The following is a 16,216-nucleotide window of genomic DNA, read 5'->3' as shown; positions in this document are numbered from 1 at the left end:
TGCCGAGGCGGAGCTTCGAGCGCTTCATACGCCGGCCGAGGACCGGGCTGCGCTTGCCGTGGCCACCCGCACGTATTCCGAGCTTGAGGCGCGACGTCGGGCGGCCGAGGCGAAGATCGCCGCGGTGCAGGCTGATGTCCCTGCGGCCTCCGAGGCGGCGGCGCATGCGGGTCGGCTCCTGCAGGACTTCACTGACGACCGCGCCGCCGGCATGGTCTTCCGTGCGCTCGAACCGGTGTGTTGCCCGCGCTGCGACGAGGTGTTCGCCGAGGACCGGCGCGCGGCCACGCGGGATGAGCACACCTGCGTCGTGTGCCGCACCGCGGAGGCGCCCGAACAGGATCCGTCCGAGGCCGAGGAAAGATTGCAGGCCGCCGCTGATCTCGCCGCGGCCGAACTGTCCTACCAGCGCACACGGCTGCGGCTGGCAACGGAGGCGTTGAAGAGCGCCGAGACGGCGAGCGGGGACGCCGAGAAGGTTTGCGCCGGGATCGAGGCCCGGCTTGCCGCACCCTCGCGCCGCACCGAGCTGGAAGCGGAGCTCATCGGGAACAGGGCGCGCCTGGAGGAGCTGGACGCGGAGGGCGAGGACTCCTCCGACCAGGACGACGAAGGCTCGGTCATCGAGGCCGCGCTAGCCGTCGTCGAGGACGCCTTCAAGCCTCTCCAGGAGAGCGTGCTGAAGGAGGTCTCCGACCTGATCCTCGAATACGCCGTGCTTTTCGGCGTCGAGAACCTGGAGGAGACGAAGCTGTCGGGGAACACCACCCTCCGGCTCGTCAAGGCCGGGGTGCGTACGTCCTTCGGGAGCCAGACGGCTGGCGAGAGGGCGCGATTGAAGATTGCGGCCACGCTTGCGATCATCACCGTGGCGGAGCGTCGTGGGGTCGGGCGCCATCCAGGCCTCCTGCTGATCGACTCCCCAGGGGCGAACGAGATGGTGGCTCAGGACTACGACAAGCTGGTCGCCGGCCTCGCCGACCTCCCGGCCGAGTTCCGGCACCTCCAGGTGTTCGTCGCCGCGGTCGAGAGCCCGACCATCCGGGAGCACATCCCGGAGAGGCATCGGAAGTGCGCGGTCGGCGACGCCTATCTCTGGTAGCGGCCGTGCATGCCCTCGAACGAGGCATGGCCGACCTCCTCTCGGCCGGCCGTCGGCCGCGGCTCGCCGATTTCGGGGGCCTGGACGGGGTCGTCGCCGAGGCCGCGACGCTGTCCGGGTCGCCCTTCGCCCCCGACTTCCTTGCCGTCGTGCTCGATGGCGCCGACCGCGAGGATGCCGCGGCCCGGACGTTCGTGTCCGCCCTGGCTGCCCGACCGCGCGACGACTTGGCCCTGAACGGCATGGTCGACGCGATCGCGGAGCGTGCCCCGCTCGCGGACGACGCGGAGCGCACCTGCTTCGCGTCCTGGCTCGACATCGCCCGTGACCGCGAGCGCCCGGCGAGCCTTCGGACGGCCGCCCTGCGCGGCGCGCTCCTGATGAAGGGGACGGACCCCCGCAGGGGGGCGAGGTTGGCCGGCGAGATTGCGGCGATCGAGCCGGATGACGAGGCCTCGTACATCGCCCACGCGGCGCGGATTGGCGGCCTATTGCACGCCGAGGCTCCCAGTCCCGGCGTGACCGCCTTCCTCGAAGACGCGGCGAGGGTGGACGGCGCCGCGGACGAGTCCTCGTTCGAGCTCGGCATGATCGAGGTGCGGGAGGTCTTCGCGGCCGCCGACCCGGAATCGGCGAGGGAGCGGATCCAGGCCGCCCGCGCCCGGTTCGAGTGTGCGATCTCCGAGAGGGGGGCCCGATCCGACGCCCGCGTTCTCTCGCTGTCGCTCGGCCTCCTCGCCGACTTCGAGGAATGGCATCCAGCCGGCCTGAGGGAGCGCCTGCGCGAGGTCGAGCGGGAGGCGTTCGCCCATGCGGAGTACGCGGCCTACGACGACAGCTTCCTGTCGGGGGCCCGGAAGACGGCGGTCGCGGCCTGGGCCTCCCTGGCGCTTCGGCTCGGGGCACTCACGGAGAGCCTGGAGGAGCCCTCGTGGAACGAGGCCCGCAGGGTGATCGAAGAGGAGCTCCTGGCGGTCTACTCGGCGAGCCGCTCCATCTTCAGGATGGGCGCGGACGGGGGCCTCGAATGGCTGGTCAGGCCCCGGATCGAACGCTCCGTCCGCACCACGGCCGGGCAACTTCACCATCTTCGGCGATGGCTTGCCGGAGCCGGAGAGGCCCAACTCGGCGACGCGGCACGGAGGTTGATCGCGCTGATCGACGAGGCCCTGACGGGGGTCCCGGCGCCGGACCCTCATGACGCGGCAGCCGCGAGCCCCTCGGTTGCCGCGCTACTGGAGGGCGCGCGGATACCGCACGAGGTCAGCAGGCGCATCGCCGCGCAATTCGTGAGCGACACGAACAGCGTCGAGCTGAATGAGATGTCCCCGCAGATCGAGGAAGCCCTTACCCGGACGGAGTTCACCTTCGCGCAGATACCGGATTACGCGGGAGACCGACGGGTCCAGTGCATCCTGAGGGCGGTCATCTGGCAGACCTTCCTGTTCTTGGAGAGCCGGCTCAATGCCACCGTCGGGCAGGATCCGACGGTGGAGTACCTGTTCGCCATCCCGGGGCGGGACGATCCGGCCGAGAAGGACCTGCAACAGGATTACCTGCGGCACCTGCAGACGAGGAAGCTGGGGTCGCTCGACGAGGTCAGGGGCGTGGGCGGCGGCCGATCCGACGTCTGGCACGGGTTGCAGGGTGTCCGCTTCATCACAGAGATCAAGAAGGAGACCGAGGACGCGTCGTTCGAGGCGTTGCAAGCCGCCTACGGCGACCAGGCGAGCATGTACGGGACGACGAACGTTCCTATCGCCATCCTCCTGGTCCTGGACCTGACGACGCGGGAGGGGCGCGCGGATCACCTGTCAAAGCTCTATCGACCCGTCACGGGCGACCTCTTCGGCGACGGCACGCAGCGGGGCCTATTGATCATCCGTGTCCCGGCCCGTCGTATCGCCCCGAGCGCCCGAACCGTTGCGGCCAAGCGCGCGACCCCCGTGCGGCGAAAGGCGTCGAAGACGACGGGGATCAGGCCCCGTCGTACGAGGAAGGCCGGATCACCGTAGAATGCGATGCAGCGGCAAGGGCGCCAACCAGGGATCCGAACCGGTCAGGGAGCCGGCGCACCCCGTCGCTGCGAACGCCGAGCGCCGGGCTTTGATCAGTGGTGGGTGACAACCACGGTCAGGCCGTCAAGCGGGGTCGCGAGCGTAGGCAGAAGGCTGCTGATTGGCCGAGATGGGCGCAAAGCCGAACATCCGGTCCTGCACGAGATGGCGATCCGGCGTGACGTAAGCTGGCCGTCAGCGGTCCGTCCGCTTCGCGGGTTGGGTAGCGCACAAGCGGACGCACCAAGGGGCTCAGGCGCTGGTCTCGGAGGGACTCGCAGCGGACCCTGAGTAGCAGTACGTCTGAGGTCTGCTTCGTGGTTCGAAGTAGGCGCAGACATGTCCCGTAGTATCACCACGGCGCCGGACGATCAGGCGCCGGCCGTGACGGCCTTTTTTACCCCCGATCGACTGGCGCGCCCGCCTTCTCCAACGCGGAGAAGCCACCGGCGACATGGGCGACGGACCTGAGCCCCATGTCCTTGAGCGTCTTGGCGGCCAAGGCCGAGCGGTTGCCAGAGCCGCAGTAGAGAACCAGCCTCCTGCCATCCCCGAGTTCGGCCTTGTCGTTCGGGCTCCCCGGATCGGCCTGAAACTCTAGCAAGCCGCGCGGCACATGGACCGCGCCGGCGATCATGCCGATCTTGGCCAATTCCTCGCCTTCCCGAACGTCGACGAGCATCGTGTCGGGCTGGCCGAGGCGTGCGAGCGCCTCCTCGGCCGATAGGGTTTCCACCTCGCGGTTGGCTTCCGCCACCAAGTCCTTCGCACTCCTCGTGGTCATGGTCATCTCCGTCACGCGCCCCAGGCCGCGCCGTCGAGGGCGTCCAGCGGGATCTTCAGGTAACGCCTGCCGTTCGCGTCGGGCTCGGGCAGGCGGCCGCCACGGACGTTCACCTGCAGGGAATGCAGGATGAGCTTGGGCATTGGCAGCTCGCGGTCGCGGGCCTCGCGCATGCGGACGAACGCCTCCTCGCTCGCGGTCTCGACAAGGTGCGGGTTCTCGGCCCGCTGCCGGGCGACCGTGCTCTCCCAGGCCGCCTCGCGCCCATCCGGGCGGTAATCGTGCCCGGTGAACAGCCGCGTCCCGTCCGGCAGCGCCATGATGCGCTGGATGCTGCGCCAGAGCGCGTGCGCGTCGCCGCCCGGGAAGTCGGCCCGCGCCGACCCGCTGTCGGGCATGAACAGGGTGTCGTGGATGAAGGCGGCGTCGCCGGCCCGGTAGGCGATGGAGGCCAGGGTGTGGCCCGGCGTGAACATCACCTCGACGTCGAGATTGCCGATCCGGAAACGCTCGCCGTCGGCGAAGAGCCGGCCCCACTGCGAGCCGTCCGTCTGGAACGTGTCGGGCAGGTTATAGAGCCCCTTCCAGAGCCGCTGCACCTCGACGACCTTCTCGCCGATAGCGGTCGGGACGCCGGTCTTGTCGTGCAGGTAGCCGGCCGCCGAGAAGTGGTCGGCGTGCGGGTGGGTGTCGAGGATCCACTCCAACTCGTAGCCCTCGCGCTCGATATGGGCGAGCAGGGCGTCGGCGGAGCGGGTGGCGGTCGCCCCGGACTTCGGGTCGAAGTCGAGCACCGGGTCGATGATGGCGCAGCGCTTCGTCTCGGGATCAGCGACGACGTACTGGATGCTGCCGGTCGGCTCGTCGTGGAAGCCGGTCACGATGGGCCGCCCGCGGAACGACCGGATGGTCTGGTCGGACATGGATTTCCTCCTTCCGAGTTCAGGTTGTGGCGCCGAGGAGCGGCAGGGCTCCGCGGACGACGACGTAGAGGCCGACCAGGATGACGAGGCCGGCGAAGGTGAGGGTCAGGGCGCGCTTGTACTGGCTGAGCCGTCGGCCGAGGCCTGCACCGACGAGGCCGCCGAGCACGCCGCCCAGGATGAACAGGCCAGCCACAGGCCAGTCGATCAGGCCCGAGACGGCGTAGCTTGCCGCGGTGGCGGCCCCGAAGGCGCTGACCGCGATCAGCGAGGTGCCGATGGCCATCGGCAGCGGCATCGAGGTCGCCAGCATCAGGCCCGGCACGATCAGGAATCCCCCGCCGATGCCGAAGAAGCCGGAGAACAGACCCACCGCGAAGCCGATGCCGAGCAGCCAGGGCAGGAGCACCGGGGCGCTGTCCCGGGTTAGGCGCACCTCCGGGTCGCCCTCGCCGCGCCGCTTGCGCAGCATCAGCCCGCCGACCACGAGCATGACAACCCCGAACAGCGCCAGCAGGCTCTGCCCATCGACCGCCTTGGCCGCCGCCGAGCCGGCGAGCGCGCCGAGGATGCCTGCGAGCGAGAACGCCACCGCACACCGCCACTTCACGTTCCCGGCCCGCCATTGCGGGACGAGATTGCCGGCCGCGCTGACCGAGACCGCCAGGGCACTGGTGCCGATCGCCACATGGGGAGAGCTCACCCCGACCACGTAGGTCAGCAGCGGGACCGCCAGGATCGAGCCGCCCCCGCCGACGAGGCCAAGGATCACTCCGACGACCCCGCCCGAGCCGGTCGCGAGACCGGATGTAAGCAAGCCGGGCATCACGCGTCGGCTCCCTGGACTGCCTTCGGGTTCGGGGTCGCCGAGGGCACGAGGCGGAACATCAGCATGCCGACGACCATGGCGGCCACGAAGGTCGCGGCGGGGGCAGGCACCACCGTGAGGATGGTCAAGGTGGGTCCGGGGCACAGGCCGACCAGACCCCAGCCGACGCCGAAGAGCGCGGCGCCGACCAGCAGGCGCGGGTCGAGGTCGCGCCGGGTCGGGATCTCCAACCGGGGCGCGAGCACCGGCCGGCCGCGCCGTCGCGCCACGAGGTAGCCGGTGGCCGAGACCGCAACGGCGCCCGCCATGACAAAGGCAAGGCTCGGATCCCAGCGTCCGGTCACGTCAAGGAAGGCGAGGACTTTCGCCGGGTTGGCCATGCCGGAAACGAGCAGCCCGATCCCGAACAGCAGGCCAACGGCGAATGCGGAGACGGTCTTGGCCATGGCTCAGGCTCCGAGCAGGTGACGGGTGACCAGGACGGTCAGGATGGCGACGGCCATGAAGGTGCCGGTCGCGATTAGCGAGCGGGGCGAGCCGCGACCGATGCCACAGACGCTGTGACCGCTGGCACAGCCAGCCCCGAGGCGTGCACCGAACCCGACGAGCAGACCCGCGACTACGAGGAGCGGGAACGAGGCGTCGACCTCTACCGCCGACAGGCTCCCTCCCAAGCCGGCGTAGACCAGGGGTGCCAGAACCAGGCCGGCCAGGAAGGCGGCTCGCCACCCGGTCTCGCGCGAAGGCAAGGCGAGCAGGCCGCCGAGGATGCCGCTGATGCCGGCGATGCGTCCGTTGAGGAGCAGGAGCAGGGCCGCGGAAGCGCCGATCAGGCCGCCGCCGAGGATGGCGCTCAATGGCGTGAAGCTATCCATGGTCATCACTCCGGACCCGCGGCAGGGGCACATCCGTGGGCGCTGCATGATCCTCACGCCGCCTCCGGGGTTGTCATGCACGGGGTCCCACCCCGAAGAGCACTAAATTTAGATGATGCTTAATTAGTGAAATCTAATGTAAGGTCAAGAGGGAGGCGGTCGATGATCCCTGGAACGGCGGAGCGGGTTTCGCTTCACACAGGCGCGCGCGACAACCGGCGCATCACTGCAGACCTCAATGCGAGCGTCCGCTGGCATGCCGAGCACCCGCAAGACATCGATCACCGGCTGCACGAGCTCGATGCGGAATGGGACATCGAGCGGACGCTGGAGGCCAACGCCGCGACGCTGGCGCTCACCGGAACGGTGTTGGGCCTGACCGCAGACCGACGGTGGCTCGCCCTGCCGCTGGTGGTGACCGCGTTCCTTCTCCAGCACGCCGTGCAGGGCTGGTGCCCACCCTTGCCGGTCCTTCGGCGCCTCGGCTTCCGTACGGCCCGCGAAATCGAGGTCGAGCGCAACGCCCTGAAGGCGCTCAGAGGTGATTTCGGCCCGATCGGACCGGGTCCGGGCGACCACGACACCCGGGCGAGCCACGCCCTCATGGCGGCTAGGCTCTGACGAGAGGGCGCCGGAACGATTCCCGTTCCCCGCGCTACGGGTGGATGTAGGCGAACCCCATACTTTGCAGGCGCGCCAACTCGGCGACGCCGCTCGGCACGACGTCGTCCTCGTCCACCGCGTAGAGAGCACCGCGGTCGATTTTCCGCTCCCTCAGGGTATTGGCGCAGACCAGGAACCTGACGCCTGCAGCCTTGAGGGCGTCGATGCGTCCGGCGAGTTCCTTGTCCTCCGCGGCGGCCTGGAACAGAGCCAACCCGTCGCCGAGGCTCACCACGCGGATCTCGACTTGATCCTTGCCCACGGCGTCGACGTGGTTCCGCAGGTTGCCGAGCAGGCGCTTGAAGTAGGCGGCTCCATCGGGGCCGCCGCCGTTATGATAGACCACCTTCTGGTTGGCGTAGTACCCGGCCGGGGCTTCCGAGCCGGCGTGGGCGGCCCCCATGCCGAGGGTTGCGAGAAGGACCGCGAGCGCCAGGCTCCTAAAGACCGTCGTCATCCGGCTCTCCGTGGTCGGTGAAAGGCTCCGGCGCCTCCGAGGCGCGGGCGGACAGGCTATCGAGCCGCGCATGGTCCAGGCCGTCGTCCGGCTCCGGTCCGGCCGACGCGCCGCTCCCGAGGCTGCCGGTCGTCTCCGGCGCGCCTTGCCGCGCGGCGTGGCTGGTGCCCCGTGACCCGAGCACCACGACCTTGGTGCCGGTGGGCACGCGCCGGTGCAGGTCGATCACGTCCTGGTTCAGCATGCGGATGCACCCCGAGGAGACCGCCTCGCCGATGCTCCAGGGCTCCGTGGTACCGTGGATCCGGTAAAGCGTGTCCTTGCCGTCCTTGAACAGGTAGAGCGCACGCGCCCCGAGCGGGTTCCTGTCGCCGCCCGGCATGCCGCCGGCCCAGCGCCCGTTGCGGGCCGGGTCACGCCGGATCATGTCGGGCGTCGGCGTCCAGCTCGGCCAGGACGCCTTGCGGGCGACCGTCGCCTCACCGGTGAACTCGAAGCCTGCCTTGCCGACCCCGACCCCGTAGCGCATCGCCTTGCTGCCCTCCATGACGAGGTAGAGGAAGCGCCTGTAGGGGTCGACGACGAGGGTGCCGGGTGGCTCCTTCGTGGGGTAATCGACGACCTGGCGGACATTGCGGGCCTTGAGCTCACGCGGATCGACCGCCTCGACGGGGAAGGGCTCGTCCGTGATGGCCGCGTATCGGCGCAGGGCATCCGGCGCGATCTGCGGTCGGGCCTCCGCAACCGGGGCCGGCGCCCCCACCGAGGCCGTGCAGGCGCCAAGCGCCGAGGCGAGCGCCATCAGCGCCGATAGGCGTGAGGCCCGCCGCATCACGAGCGACCCTTGGCGCGCGCCTGGGCCACCGCCTGCTTGAAGCCGTCGTAGTCGAGGGCCACGGCGACCTTCAGCGGGCCGATCAGGAAGACCGGGGTGCCCTGAAGGCCGAGAGCGTCGGCTTGGTCGAGGTTGCGCTGGAGCAGCGCCGCGATCTCGCCCTGGCGCGCCTTCCGGTCCTCCTCCAAGCGGGCCATGTCGACGCCCGAGGCGGATACGGCTGCAAGCATCCGTTCCTTCGGGATCTTGCGGCCGGGAATGCCCATGAGCACCCGGTTCGCCTCGTCGTAGCGGCCTTGGTATTTCGCCGCGAGGGCAAGCTGGGCGCCGTAGACGGAAGCGTCGCCGAGGATCGGCCAGTCTTTGTGGACGAGGCGGATGCGCCCGTCCGTCTTCACCAGGCGGGTGAGGTCGGGCTCGGCCTTCTTGCAGAAGGGGCAGTTGTAATCGAGGAAGGCGACGATGGTCAGGTCGCCCTTCGGGTTACCGGAGACCGGCGCTTCCGGGTCGTTGAGGATAGCGTTCGCATCGATGCCTTGAGCGAAGGCCTCCTCCGTATGCGGCGCCAGCGAGAGCAGGGCGGGCGCGAGCGCGGCAGCGGGCAGAAGGGCGAGCAGGGTCCTGCGGTCCATGACGGTCTCCGTGGGGTTATCGAAGGGGGTGGCTCAGGCGCCGACCAGAGCGAGGCGGCGCGTTAGGCCCTCGACCGTGAGTTCTCCCTCGGTGCGGGCCTCCCGGACCTCGTCGCCGTCGGGGCGCATCAGGATGAGGGTCGGCGGGCCGACGACCGCGAACCGTCGCATCAGGGCGCGCGTGTCGGCGTCATCGTGGGTGACGTCGGCCCGGATGACCGAGACAGCCTTCAGCCGCTCGCGGATGCCGGCGTCCGCCAGGATCGTCCGCTCGTTCGTCTTGCAGACGGTGCACCAGTCGGCGGCGAACTCGACGAGCACCGGCTTGCCCGCGGCGCGGGCGGCCTGAAGGGCGATCTCGAAAGCAGGCAGGGAGGCCACGACGCGAGTGTCAGCGGCGTGCACGGCTTGGGCCTGATCGAAGCCGGCGAGCGGCCGGAGCGGGTCGGTCCCGCCCGCCGAGGCGCCGACGACGAGGGCGCAGCCATAGGTCACCGCGACGATGCCGGCGCTCTTGCCCAGCCGGCCCACGGCACCGGCGCCGGCCGCGAGGGCGTCGAAGGCGCCGACGAACACGCCGACGCCGATCGCCAACAGGCCCCAGAGCGCAACGGTGACCTCGGGTGGCACGAGGCGGGACACCATCACGATGGCCAACCCGAGAAAGACGACGCCGAAGGCCTGCTTGGCGGAGACGAGCCAAGGGCCGGACTTCGGCAGGATCCCGGCCCCGAACGTCCCGAACGCGACCAGCGGCAGGCCCATGCCGAGTCCGAGCGCGAACAGGGCGGAGGCGCCGCGCGCCACGTCCCCGGTCTGGGCGACGTAGAGCAGGGCCGCGGCGAGCGGCGGCGTCACGCAAGGGCCGACGATCAAGGCGGAGGTGAAGCCCATGACGGCGGCCCCGCCGAGGGCACCGAGCCTGCGCCCGCTCAGGCGGGACAGGCGGGCGGCGGCACCGGCCGGCAGCGCGAGGTCGAAGGCACCCAACATCGACAGCGCCAGGGCGGCGAAGGTCGCGGCGAGCAGTCCCAGCGCGACGGGAGTCTGGAGCGCGACCTGGAGGTTGCGTCCGGACCAGGCCGCCGCCACCCCGAGCGTGCCGTAGGCCAGCGCCATCGCGAGCGCGTAGGTGCCGGACAGGACGAAACCGCGTCCGGCCGAGAGCCGCTCTCCGGAGCGGGTCAGCATGCCGCCTAGCACCGGGACCATCGGGAGCACGCACGGGGTGAAGGCCAAGAGCAGGCCGAGCCCGAGGAAGGTCGCCAGGACGCCCGCGAGATGGCCGGAGAGCAGACCGCCCCCAGTCTCGGGCGTCGCGTCGACGGGGGGCGCACTCGCGGACACCGCTGGGTTCGCCGGCATGGTCGCCGCTTGCGGACCGGGCGCAGGCACCTCGACGACCCGGGTGACCAGTGGGTAGCAGATGCCCTTCTCGGCACAGCCCTGGTAGGTGACGCGCACGTCGCGCACCCCCGCGAGCGCCGCGCCCGGCACGACGGCCTCGGCCGCGCCGTGGTAGACCTCGGTCGGCCCGAAATTCGGGTCGTCCTTGGTTTCGCCCGCAGCGGTCGTCACGGGGAGCTCCCGACCGCTACTGTCGGACGTGCCGATCTTGTCTCGGTAGAGGTAGCTGCCGGGGTCGATGGTCCATCTCAGCCGAAGCGAGAGGTCTTCGTCGCGGGTCACGTCAAGAGTGAACGGCGCCTGCCGTGCGACGGGCTCGCCGCAATGACCCGGCGACCACAGCGATGAGCCCGCCCAGACCAGGACGGCGAGGATGACGTTGGCGAGAACGTTCGGCATGAGCGGGCGGGGTCCGGGCTCGGATCGGTCCGCCGCCGGTCGGAAACGTAGCTTAAGCCAGCCTTAAGCCAGGCCCAGAGGATGCCAGGCAGCCAAGGGAGACACGCATGCGCATCCTCGTCGTCGAGGACGACCCCATCCTCTCGGACGGCCTCAGGGCCGGGCTCGGGCTGTCCGGCGCGACCGTCGAGTGCGTCGCGACCTGCGCGGACGCCGATGCCGCCCTCGCCGCGAACGGCTTCGGCGCCGTGGTGCTCGACCTGATGCTGCCCGACGGCTCCGGGCTCGACGTGCTGCGTGGGCTACGCGAACGGGGCGACCGCACGCCGGTGGTCCTCCTCACGGCGCGGGATGCGGTGGCAGACCGGATCGCAGGCCTCGACGGCGGGGCCGACGACTACCTCGGCAAACCGTTCGACCTCGACGAGCTCTCGGCCCGCATCCGCGCCGTCGTTCGGCGGGCGTCGGGGCGGGCCGCGGCCTGCCTGGAACATGCCGGCATCCGCCTCGACCCGGCCGAGCTCGCCGTCACGCTCCACGGACAACCGGTCCCGGTGTCGCGGCGCGAGTTCATGGTGCTGGCGGCGCTGATGGAACGCCCGAACGTGCTGCGCTCGAAGGCGGAGCTGGAGGAGCGCCTCTACGGCTGGCAGGAGGAAGTCGAGAGCAACGCGGTCGAGGTGCACGTGCACAACCTGCGCGCCAAGATCGGCCGGCACGCCATCGAGACGGTGCGCGGCCTCGGCTACCGCATGAGGGCAGCCGCATGAGGTCTCTACGCGTCAGGCTCTTCGCCATCCTGCTCCTCGCGACCGGCCTGATCTGGCTCAGCGCGGTCGCCTGGATCTACCTGGGGTCGAAGCGCGAGGTGGAGCAGGTCCTCGACAATCGCCTCCAGGAAGCCGCGCGCATGGTCAGCTCCCTGGTGGGCGCGGTCGGCGGCGCGGCCCCGGACGGGACGCCGCGCACGTTTCCGGCGCCGACGGCCTACGAGCGGCAGCTCTCCTGCCAGATCTGGTCGCTCGACGGGCGCATGGTCGCGCGGTCGAGCGGAGCCCCGGAGCGGCGCCTGACCGACGCGCCGGCGGGCTTCTCCGAGCGCGAGGTCGACGGCGAGACCTGGCGGGTTTTCACAGTGGAGGATGCCGAGAAGGGGGTGCGTGTCCTGGTCGGCGACCGCCTCAGCCTGCGCGAGCGCCTCGTCACCGACCTCATCATGGGCCTGCTCACCCCCGCTCTCCTCGTCGTGCCGCTACTCGGGATGCTGATCTGGGTGAGCCTCGGGCGCGGCCTGCGACCCTTACGGCTGATGGCCCGGAACCTCGCGGCACGCGACGCCGACGACATGGGCGCCATCGACGCCGGCCAGGCGCCGACGGAGGTCCGCCCCTTGGCGGATGCCCTCAACGGGCTGTTCCTCAAGGTCGAGGCGGCGCGGCGGCACGAACGGGAGGTGACGGCGTTCGCCGCGCACGAGCTGCGCACCCCGCTCGCCGGCCTGAAGACGCAGGCCCAGGTCGCCATGGCCGCGACCGACCCTGACATCACGAAAGCCGCACTTCGCCAGATTCTCGCGGCGGTGGATCGTACGACGCGCCTCGTCCGCCAGCTCCTCGACGCTGCCCGGCTCGACGCCGCCGAGGAGACCCGGTCTCTGACGGAAGTCGACGTGGGCGCGCTGGTGGCCGAGACCGTGGAGGGCATGCGGGTGCCAGCGGAAATCCGGACCGTCGTCGATCCCGAGCTGCATGGCTACACGATGTGGGCCGACCCCGAGAGCCTGCGTCTCGCCGTTCGAAACCTGCACGAGAACGCCGTGCAGCACATGCAGGCTGGGCTCGTGGAATGGGCCGCGCGGCCGAGCGGTAGGGGCATCGTTGTGCGCGACGAGGGGCCCGGCATCCCCGAGGAGGAGTTGCCGCACGTCACGAAGCGCCTCTTCCGGGGACGCCACAAGAGCGCGACGGGAAGCGGGCTCGGTCTGGCCATCGCGGAGATGGCGTCCCGTCGGAGCGGGTTGAGCCTGCGCCTCCGCAATCGGTCGGACCGGCGGGGGCTGGAGGCGGAGATCCTGCGAGGCTGACGCTCACCCAGGTATCCGGCCGACACAAGGCTATTGCAGGTTCGGGCGGACCACCGCGTCGGTCACGTCCTGCCCCGTTTCCACCTCACGGATGCTGACCCGTATGCCCTGCCGAATGAGGCGCTCCAGGTCGTCCGCGGACAGGTAGACCCGGCTCTCGGGTCGAATAGCCGGCAGCCGGCATAGCGCTTCAGGTGGCGGATCGGTGAGGACTTCTTGCCGGACATCGTCACGACGGATGATGGGAGGCCGGCCGAGGAGCCGGAATCCATATTAGGTTTGGAATAATTAAAAGCCGAGGTGGGTAGCACTCAACCCCCGGGGCAGCGACCGGCCCATTCATACACCCAAGGGAGCTAAGAACTGTGGGCGCAAGGGCTCCGTGCGCTCAGCCCATGTCCGGGCAGAAAATGTCCTTCAAGGTCGCCAGCAGCCGTGCGGCCCTGGGGTCCTCCAGCCGGTAATACAGGGTCTGGCTCTCGCGTCGGAACGCGACGAGCCCATCCTCACGGAGCTTGGCGAGGTGCTGCGACAGGGCCGACTGGCTGAGCTCGACCGCCTCGGCGAGGCTCGTCACGTCCATCTCTCCGCGGGCGACCAGCAGGCACAGAATGAGCAGGCGCTTCTCGTTGGCGAGGAGCCTCAACAGGCGCGCGGCGTCAGCCGCCTTGTCCTGGAGGCGCAGCAGGTCGGTTGGCGTTACGGCATCCATGGGTCCACATCCCGGAACGTTAGGAGTAGCTTATTTAGGTGCTTCTAATGTATTTTCAGCGAGCCGTCCTGCTGGGCCCCGGTCTCGATGTGAAATTTGGTTTGGGCGAACCAGCTCGGCATCCTCCGCCGGCCCAGGCGCTTCCGAGCCACGCTTCCAGATGCGGGTCCCCTCAAGCATCGACAGCGGGCCTGCCGCCGCACGACCATGAAGGTCTGCAAGTGGCGCAACTGAGACCCACAAGCTGAGCTGCTTAAGCGTCCGCTTCGGAGAAAATGCGAGGATCGGCTGAGTGGCCAAGATGGGCGCAAAGCCGAACGTCCGGTCCTGCGCGCGATTGCGATCCGTCGTGACGTAAGCTGGCCGATAACGGCCTGTCCGCTTCGGGGCTTGAGCGGCGGGTAAGCGGAAGTTCTGCGCGGCTCAGGTGAATACCTCAAAGTGACCCCTTCCCAGGACGCTCTCGGCGATGCCGGGGCGTTGCAGGTCCTGATGGAAGCGGCTCTAGGACCGCGACCGCGCACAAGTCCCGTTAGGCAGGGTCCACGTCCCGCACTGGATTGGCTGACCATCCGCCGCGCCACGCTCCAGGCGTCGACCCGACAGTTGAAGCGGATCTCCAGGTCGGTCGTCTCGAACTTGGTGGCCTCGCCGACGCCGACCGCCTACGCGGCGAACGACGAGTCGCGTGGTTGATTGCGTTCGAGAAGATCGCGTCGACACGGCACGTGGGAAAGTCGTTCGCGGCCAGCACCATCCGCGCCGGGTTCTCGGGGCTCGTGAAGGCGAACAGGTCGGTCAGGTCGGCAGAGGGATCGCCGATCTGCTCTGCCTCGGCCCGTCGATATGGTCGGACGTCTCTAGGCTCCGTCGCTGGTCGGCTCGGTGGGAGCGTGAACCGTCGAGCGGGTCACGCCTGGAAGGCGGTTTCGGCTAATCCTGGGCGGCGCGTTTCTCCGGCGGACGCCCGAACGGCGTGACCCGCGCGGGCACCTCGGGAATGGATTTCAGGTACTCGACGAGGGCCCAACGCTGCTCCTCGGTCAGCAAGGGGCCGACCGCAGACGAAGGTCGCGCTGGTCTCCAAGCAGCCGCTACCATCCGCCGCCTTGCAGACGGCAGTAGCCGCCGTTGTTCCGGTAGCCGGCCGGACAACGGCGCACGCAGGCGCCGGCCGCGAATTTGAGGGGCGGACGACACGCGTTCTTGAACAGGGGCTGCCGGTACTCGAAGGATTGGGCGGGGCTCTGGGCCGTAGCCGGTCCGGCAGTGCCGACCGAAGCTATGATTGCGACGAGGAGGATGGGGGCAAGGCGCGTATGCATCGGGCCCTCCGCTCGGCAAGCGGTTGTTGGATGCGCATGATCATCAGCGGGCGGTCCGCCTCTGGACCAGCACGTCTAAGTGTAGTCTCCTCGAGCCTCGTTTGTCGATGCTAGGGACTTTTCAATCCATCGGGGGTCCCCAAGTCGAACGGCACGAGGCGTCATCGTAACAGCGAAGAATAGTAGGGGCACACATCACTACCGCCCGCCGAGATCCCGGATCCTGGCATTTTACCGTACATCCGATCCGTTGATCTGGCGCCGCAGGCTCTCGACGAGGAGGCTCGGCCTGGGATCGCCCGGCGCGAGCTCGGCCAGCCGCTCGGCATATGCGAGGGCGCCCGCAAGATCCCCGGCATCGCGGCTGAAGCCGATCAGCGCCGACAGGGTGGCGCCATCGGCCGGATGCCGGGTCAGGCTGTCCTTCAGGACCGCCAGCGCCTCGCCGGCCTGCCCGGAGGAATGCAGCCCGACGGCATAGACATAGGCGTAGCGGGCCTGGTCGGGCGAGAGTTCGGCCGCAACCCGCAATTCTCCCAGGGCCTCGTCCCGCCGCGCCCGGCGGATCAGCGTCAGGCCGAGCGCATGGTGCAGCCCCGCCTCGCGCGACGACACGGCGAGCGCCCGGCGCAGCACGCCCTCCCCCTCCTCGTCCCGGCCCAGGCTCCGGTAGAGATCCGCGAGGTTGATCGCCGCCGGCGCGTGTTGCGGGCTCAGCCGGAGCGCCGCCCTGTACGCGGCCTCGGCCTCGGCGGTGCGTCCCCGTCGGGCCTGGAAGGTGCCGAGCCCGGAGAGCGCCTCGGGACGATCGGCATTGAGCGTCTGGGCGGCGATGAACTCGGCCTCGGCACGATCGAACCGTTCACGCTCGGCCGGAGGTTGGCTCGTGCTCGGCACCGCGGCCAGCAGCGCGACGGCCCTCAGGCGGACACCCCGGTTCTCGTCGGACAGAAGCGGCGACACCCGCTGCCAGATTCGCGCCGCCGGCGCGCCTTCGAGCATGTCGAGGGCACCGATCCGCATCATCGGATCGGGATCGGCGAGGCCCTTGCGGGCGAGATCGAGGTTCGCCGCCGAGAGACGCGAGGCGAGCTCGCTCAGCGCGCTGCCGCGTGCGAAGGCGGGCGTGAGCG

Annotated in this window: 16 protein-coding genes; 5 read left to right on the top strand and 11 right to left on the bottom strand. The window is 69.9% G+C overall.

Features of this window, described 5'->3' with window-relative positions:
* Nucleotides 1-58 precede the first annotated feature (58 nt).
* Together WDW90_RS12550 and WDW90_RS12545 are read left to right on the top strand one after the other, a co-directional pair.
* Nucleotides 59-1,102 carry a hypothetical protein gene (locus tag WDW90_RS12550; protein ID WP_336487723.1) on the top strand — a complete coding sequence of 348 codons (1,044 nt, stop codon included), beginning with the start codon at nt 59-61 and terminating at the stop codon, nt 1,100-1,102.
* Between the two features lie 26 nt (nt 1,103-1,128).
* On the top strand, nt 1,129-3,117 hold the full coding sequence (locus tag WDW90_RS12545; RefSeq protein WP_336487722.1) for a hypothetical protein: 1,989 nt from the start codon (nt 1,129-1,131) through the stop codon (nt 3,115-3,117).
* A gap of 439 nt (nt 3,118-3,556) precedes the next feature.
* Here the strand turns inward: WDW90_RS12545 and WDW90_RS12540 are convergent, their stop codons facing one another.
* The 5 genes from WDW90_RS12540 to WDW90_RS12520 are packed head-to-tail and all read right to left on the bottom strand — an operon-like array spanning nt 3,557 to nt 6,570.
* On the bottom strand, nt 3,557-3,943 hold the full coding sequence (locus WDW90_RS12540; protein ID WP_336487721.1) for a rhodanese-like domain-containing protein: 387 nt from the start codon (nt 3,941-3,943) through the stop codon (nt 3,557-3,559).
* Nucleotides 3,944-3,954: 11 nt separating this feature from the next.
* Complete coding sequence (locus WDW90_RS12535) at nt 3,955-4,866, bottom strand: MBL fold metallo-hydrolase (protein WP_336487720.1); 912 nt, start codon at nt 4,864-4,866, stop codon at nt 3,955-3,957.
* A gap of 19 nt (nt 4,867-4,885) precedes the next feature.
* A complete protein-coding gene (locus WDW90_RS12530; RefSeq protein ID WP_336487719.1) occupies nt 4,886-5,692 on the bottom strand; it encodes a sulfite exporter TauE/SafE family protein in 807 nt (268 codons plus the stop codon).
* Entirely contained in the window at nt 5,692-6,141 is a 450-nt protein-coding gene (locus WDW90_RS12525; RefSeq protein WP_336487718.1) for a DUF6691 family protein, read from the bottom strand. Before WDW90_RS12525 ends, WDW90_RS12530 begins: the two co-directional genes overlap by 1 nt.
* Before the next feature lie 3 nt (nt 6,142-6,144).
* Nucleotides 6,145-6,570 (bottom strand): YeeE/YedE family protein, encoded by a 426-nt coding sequence (locus tag WDW90_RS12520; protein ID WP_336487717.1) that lies wholly within the window; start codon nt 6,568-6,570, stop codon nt 6,145-6,147.
* Between the two features lie 162 nt (nt 6,571-6,732).
* Here WDW90_RS12520 and WDW90_RS12515 point away from each other — a divergent pair, with 162 nt between their 5' ends.
* Nucleotides 6,733-7,191 (top strand): hypothetical protein, encoded by a 459-nt coding sequence (locus tag WDW90_RS12515; protein ID WP_336487716.1) that lies wholly within the window; start codon nt 6,733-6,735, stop codon nt 7,189-7,191.
* Nucleotides 7,192-7,225: 34 nt separating this feature from the next.
* On the opposite strand, the gene WDW90_RS12510 is transcribed toward WDW90_RS12515, so the two are convergent.
* Genes WDW90_RS12510 through dsbD form a run of 4 tightly spaced genes read right to left on the bottom strand, consistent with a single transcriptional unit; the run spans nt 7,226 to nt 10,963 of the window.
* Nucleotides 7,226-7,690, bottom strand: coding sequence for a DsrE family protein (locus WDW90_RS12510; protein WP_336487715.1), 465 nt, complete (start codon nt 7,688-7,690; stop codon nt 7,226-7,228).
* Entirely contained in the window at nt 7,674-8,522 is an 849-nt protein-coding gene (locus tag WDW90_RS12505; protein ID WP_336487714.1) for a L,D-transpeptidase, read from the bottom strand. The genes WDW90_RS12510 and WDW90_RS12505 overlap by 17 nt, the downstream gene beginning before the upstream one ends.
* Nucleotides 8,522-9,157 carry a DsbA family protein gene (locus WDW90_RS12500; protein WP_336487713.1) on the bottom strand — a complete coding sequence of 212 codons (636 nt, stop codon included), beginning with the start codon at nt 9,155-9,157 and terminating at the stop codon, nt 8,522-8,524. The genes WDW90_RS12505 and WDW90_RS12500 overlap by 1 nt, the downstream gene beginning before the upstream one ends.
* Nucleotides 9,158-9,190: 33 nt before the next feature.
* Nucleotides 9,191-10,963 (bottom strand): protein-disulfide reductase DsbD, encoded by a 1,773-nt coding sequence (gene dsbD, locus WDW90_RS12495; protein WP_336487712.1) that lies wholly within the window; start codon nt 10,961-10,963, stop codon nt 9,191-9,193.
* Between the two features lie 107 nt (nt 10,964-11,070).
* On the opposite strand from dsbD, the gene WDW90_RS12490 reads away from it, so the two are divergent.
* Nucleotides 11,071-11,733, top strand: coding sequence for a response regulator (locus WDW90_RS12490; protein WP_336487711.1), 663 nt, complete (start codon nt 11,071-11,073; stop codon nt 11,731-11,733).
* Nucleotides 11,730-13,046 (top strand): ATP-binding protein, encoded by a 1,317-nt coding sequence (locus WDW90_RS12485; protein ID WP_336487710.1) that lies wholly within the window; start codon nt 11,730-11,732, stop codon nt 13,044-13,046. Before WDW90_RS12490 ends, WDW90_RS12485 begins: the two co-directional genes overlap by 4 nt.
* A gap of 388 nt (nt 13,047-13,434) precedes the next feature.
* Here WDW90_RS12485 and WDW90_RS12480 read toward each other — a convergent pair whose 3' ends face one another.
* Both WDW90_RS12480 and WDW90_RS12470 read right to left on the bottom strand, forming a co-directional pair.
* Nucleotides 13,435-13,758, bottom strand: a complete 324-nt coding sequence (locus WDW90_RS12480; RefSeq protein ID WP_336487709.1) for an ArsR/SmtB family transcription factor — start codon at nt 13,756-13,758, stop codon at nt 13,435-13,437.
* A 1,556-nt stretch (nt 13,759-15,314) separates the two neighbouring features.
* On the bottom strand, nt 15,315-16,216 hold a 902-nt coding region (locus tag WDW90_RS12470; protein WP_336487707.1), incomplete at its 5' end, for a tetratricopeptide repeat protein.

It is taken from the genome of Methylobacterium nigriterrae (genome assembly GCF_037106235.1).
GTDB lineage: Bacteria > Pseudomonadota > Alphaproteobacteria > Rhizobiales > Beijerinckiaceae > Methylobacterium > Methylobacterium nigriterrae.
The sequence above is the reverse complement of the archived record's forward strand: the minus strand, read 5'-3'. Positions and strand labels throughout refer to the sequence as shown.